The sequence below is a fragment of the Streptomyces misionensis genome (genome assembly GCF_007896895.1).
GTDB lineage: Bacteria > Actinomycetota > Actinomycetes > Streptomycetales > Streptomycetaceae > Streptomyces > Streptomyces misionensis_A.
This window is the reverse complement of record NZ_VOGW01000050.1, coordinates 36186-40482: the sequence shown is the minus strand read 5'-3', so window position 1 is coordinate 40482 and position 4297 is coordinate 36186. Positions and strand designations below refer to the sequence as shown.

Annotated in this window: 3 protein-coding genes; 2 read left to right on the top strand and 1 reads right to left on the bottom strand. The window is 73.9% G+C overall.

The genetic code is table 11. The features are described from left to right. The coding region (locus tag FRZ03_RS09070) for a SpoIIE family protein phosphatase (protein WP_146464653.1) at nt 1-1895 on the top strand (1895 nt) is incomplete at its 5' end. On the opposite strand, the gene FRZ03_RS09065 is transcribed toward FRZ03_RS09070, so the two are convergent. Further along, nucleotides 1892-2644: an MBL fold metallo-hydrolase gene (locus FRZ03_RS09065; protein ID WP_146464652.1), complete on the bottom strand. Its 753-nt coding sequence runs from the start codon at nt 2642-2644 to the stop codon at nt 1892-1894. The genes FRZ03_RS09070 and FRZ03_RS09065 overlap by 4 nt on opposite strands. Nucleotides 2645-2873: 229 nt before the next feature. On the opposite strand from FRZ03_RS09065, the gene FRZ03_RS09060 reads away from it, so the two are divergent. Beyond that, on the top strand, nt 2874-3992 hold the full coding sequence (locus FRZ03_RS09060) for a serine/threonine-protein kinase (protein ID WP_146464651.1): 1119 nt from the start codon (nt 2874-2876) through the stop codon (nt 3990-3992). Nucleotides 3993-4297: the final 305 nt, after the last annotated feature.

The window sequence follows — 4297 nt, the reverse complement described above, 5'->3', positions numbered from 1 at the left end:
CCGCCCTCCCGCACATCGGTGCCTTCCACCGCTGGCTGTTCGACGAGATCATCGGCCAGCTCGCCGGCGCGCACCCCGCCGCGTGGACGCTGGTGCCCCGGGAGCCGAGCGCGCGGCCGTCCGAGCTGGCGCCGTGGGACGCCCGGCACGTGGGGGCCGGCCGGGTGCCGACGATCACGGCCGGCGACGACAACCGGATCATCGCGGCCAACGCTCCCGTGGCGGACTTGCTGGGCTGGAGCCCGGACGAGCTGATCGGACAGCGGATCACGGTACTCATCCCCGAACACCTGCGCGGGCGCCATGTGGCGGCGTTCACCTCGCTCCTGCTGACCGGCGAGCCCCGGATCCTGGGCCGCTCCGTACCGCTCCCTGGACTGCACCGCGACGGGCGGCTGGTGCCGGTCCGGCTGTTCATCCAGACCCAGGAGACGGCCGACGGCCGTACCGTGTTCGTCGCCCAGCTCATCCCCCGCGCGAGCACGCCCCCGCGGACCCCGGGCACGTCCGCGCCGAGCCACCCGGCCCCGGAGGCTCGGCCGGAGACGGTGCCCGAGCGGCCCGCCGACGTGCCGACCGGGGGCGGGCCCGGTGGACCCGGCGACACGGGCCGTACGGCACTGGAGCGGCTGTCGCTGCTGGCCGACACCCGGAGCGCGCTGGCCGTCACACCGCCGTATCTGGCGGAGCGGGTGCGCCGGGTGTGCGAGATCCTCGTCGAGCGTCTCGCCGACTGGTGCGTGGTGGACCTGCTGAACGAGCGTGACCAGGTGCGGCGGTTCTGCGTCGTGCACCGTGAGCCCGCGGCGCTGCCGCCCGAGGCGTTCGAGGGCCCGCTGCCACCGGTCTCCGGCGCCGCCCGGGGCTCCCTGGCCCGGGTACTGCGCGGGGCGGGGCCGCTGCTGCTCACCGAGATCCCCTCGCCGCAGCAGGCCGCCGACGCTCTGGACGCGCGGCAACTGGAGCTGTTCGAGCAGCTCGGCGCGAGCAGCGCCGTCATCGCGCCGCTGCGGGCGCGCCGCGAGGTCATCGGCGCCCTGACCGTGGCCCGGCTCAGCGAGCGGCGGCCGTTCACCGAGGAGGATCTGCCGCTGCTCGCGGACGTGGCCGACGGACTCGCCCTGGGTGTCGACAACACCCTGCTGTACCAGGAGGTCCGGCAGATCGCCGAGCGCCTCCAGCGCTCCTTGCTGCCCGCACTGCCCGAGACGAGGGACCTGCAACTGGCCGCCCGCTACTCGTCCTCGTCCAGGACGGCGCACGTCGGCGGCGACTGGTACGACGCCTTCGTCCTGGGGGACGGCGACCTGGTGCTGGTGATCGGCGACGTCACCGGGCACGACCTGAAGGCGGCCGTGGCCATGAGCGCGCTGCGCAACATGCTGCGCGGCATCGCCGTCGACCGCAGGGAGCCACCCGGTGACGTACTGCGCCGGCTGGATCTGGCCAGCCACACCCTCTACGAGCAGGCCACCGCCACCTGCATCTACGCGGTGGTCAAGGAGAGCGCCGAGGAAGGGCCCAAGCTCCTCCACCACGCGGCCGCCGGGCATCTGCCGCCGCTGCTGATCACCAGGGATGGCGACACCCGCTACCTCGACGCCGGCGCGGGCGTGCTGATCGGCATGGACCCCGAACTGCCCCGGCCCACCGCGTACGACACCCTGCCGCCGCACTCCACGCTGCTGCTCTACACCGACGGCCTGATCGAACGCCGGGGCGAATCCCTCGACGACGCCATGTCCAGGCTGCGCCAGCACGCCGCCGCCCTCGCCCGCGAGCCGCTGGAGGTGTTCTGCGACGAACTCCTCATCGGACTCGCCGCCGACACCACCGACGACGTGGCCATCCTCGCCTTGCGCATGGCGCCGCCGCCGTCACCGCCGACGCACTAGAACCCGATCCGCCCGCCGGGCTCGAGGAGGTGCAGCCCATCCGTGAGCCCCGCCCGCGCGAAGGCCGTCTCCAGGGTGCCGGGGCCCTGTGTGAAGTGCGCCCAGTGCTCGAAGTGCAGCGGGACGACATGACGCGCGCCCAGAATCCGGGCGGCCGTCGCCGCGTCGTCGCTGGTCAGGGTGAGATAGGCGTCGCCGACCAGCGGTGTCCGGGCCCCGCCCGCGAACAGGACGGCGACGTCCACCGGGCCGAAGCGGTCCGCGATCCGCCGTACGACGTCGAGAGAGGCGTTGTCCCCGCTGACGTAGACGGTCGGCCGGCCCTCGCCCTCGATCACGAAGCCGGTGACCTCGCCGACGAGGTGCTCGCTGCCGTCGGGCCCGTGCTGTGCGGGCACCCCCGTGATGCGCACGCCGTCTTCGAGCCGGTACGAGTCCCAGTTGGCCAGCGCCCGCACGGGACCACCGAGCCGCTCTCCGGCGGACGCCGTGGACAGGACCAGCGGCGCGTCGAGGGCGTAGGCCCGCCCCGCCGCGTCCAGGTTGTCGGGGTGCTGGTCGTGCGAGAGCAGCACGGCGTCCACGGCGCCGACCTCGGCGGCGGTGAGGGAGGGACCGGCCGTCTTCACCAATGTGCGGGCGCCCACGGGGTAGCTGCCGGGGGCGTCGAAGGTGGGATCGGTGAGCAGGCGGGTCGTGCCGAACTCGATGAGGGCCGTGGGGCCACCGAGGTAGCGGATGCTCGTCATGCCGCCTCAACTCCCGCCGCCGCACGGGTATTCCGCTGCTCCCCGGCGCCCGGCGCCGCCCTCGCGCCGGCTCGGCAACGAAGATCCATGAGGACGTGGGCGTGGAAAGGCGAGGTCGTGGGGGCCGGTAGGCTTGGACCGCTGCGGCACCCTCCCACCTGATCCGCCCCCGCGGTGAGTCATGGCCTGCGGCGATCAAGACGTCTTTGGGCATGAGGATGAAGAACAAGTGCTTATAGCGGGTCGATACAGGCTGCGGGACACCATCGGACAGGGCGCCATGGGGGAGGTCTGGCGGGCCTTCGACGAGACGCTCGGCAGACCGGTCGCCGTGAAACTCCTGCTTCCCCATGACTCCGACCACACGGCGTCCTCCCGTTTCCGGCTGGAGGCGCAGACCGCCGGCCGGCTCAGCCATCCGAACGTGGTCGGCGTCCTCGACTTCGGCGAGTTCGAAGGCCGTCTGTTCCTGGTGATGGAGCTGGTCGAGGGCGGCAGCCTCGACGGGGTGCTCGCCGTGTCCGGGCCGCTGCCCGTCGAGCGGGTGGCTCATATCGCCTCGCAGGCCGCCGTCGGGCTGGCCGTCGCGCACCGGCAGGGCATCGTGCACCGGGACATCAAACCGGCGAACCTCCTGCTGGGCGCCGACGACACCTTGAAGATCGGCGACTTCGGCATCGCCCGCTTCCTCGACGATCCCGGTGCCGCCCTCACCGCCACCGGACAGATCGTCGGCACCAGCCTCTACCTCGCGCCCGAGCGGGCCCTGGGCCGCACGGCCGGCCCGGCGTCCGACGTGTACTCCCTGGGCTGCGTGCTCTACCAACTCCTCACCGGACGCCCTCCGTTCCAGGCGGACAGCCCGCTCGCGGTGCTCCATCAGCACCTCGACTCCACCCCGGCCCCGCCCCGCCAAATGCGCACCGACCTCCCGGCGGCCTTCGAGAACTACCTGCTCGGCCTGCTGGCCAAGGAGCCCGAGAGCCGGCCCACCGCCGAGGAGGTGGCGGACTGGTTCGGGCGCGGAGCCTGGCGCGGCGCGCCGGAGCCGCTGCCGGTCGAACACCTGGGTCACAGCCGCCCGAACGGTCCGCACGCCACCGGCCCGCACGCCACCGGCCCGCGGGCCGCGGTCCCAGCGGCCCTCGGCGCCGCTCCCGCCGCCCACTCGCACGGTGGCTTCGCCCCGGCGGCGGACACCGAGTGGCGGACGAGCGTGCACCGGGCCGCCACCCGCCGCCCGAAGCTGCCGCTCCTGCGCCGTTCCCGGCTGGCGGCCGTGCTGGGCGGCGCCGGCCTCTTCATCGCGGCGTTGCTGGTGGGCATGCTCTGGTTCTCGCCCAGCTGAGCACGGGGGCGCCCAGCACCACCGGCCCGGTGGTCCCCGGCACGGCGGCGGGACGGCCCGTCTCCACGCGGGAGTCCCCGTCTCGTCGGCCGGTTCCGGTTCGTTCGCGTGGAGTCCGCCGGAGCGGGGGAGGACCGGGTCCGATGCCGATGGAGGGGGCGCCGCGCGCGGCGGGGCGCCGGGGCCGTCCACCCGCCCCTGGGGCTGCGGACACAGAGCGGACCTGGCGGTGACTTCCCGGGCGCTTTCCGGATCGTTGCGGTAGAGGACATCCAACAGGTCGTCCCCGTACACGACGCCCCACC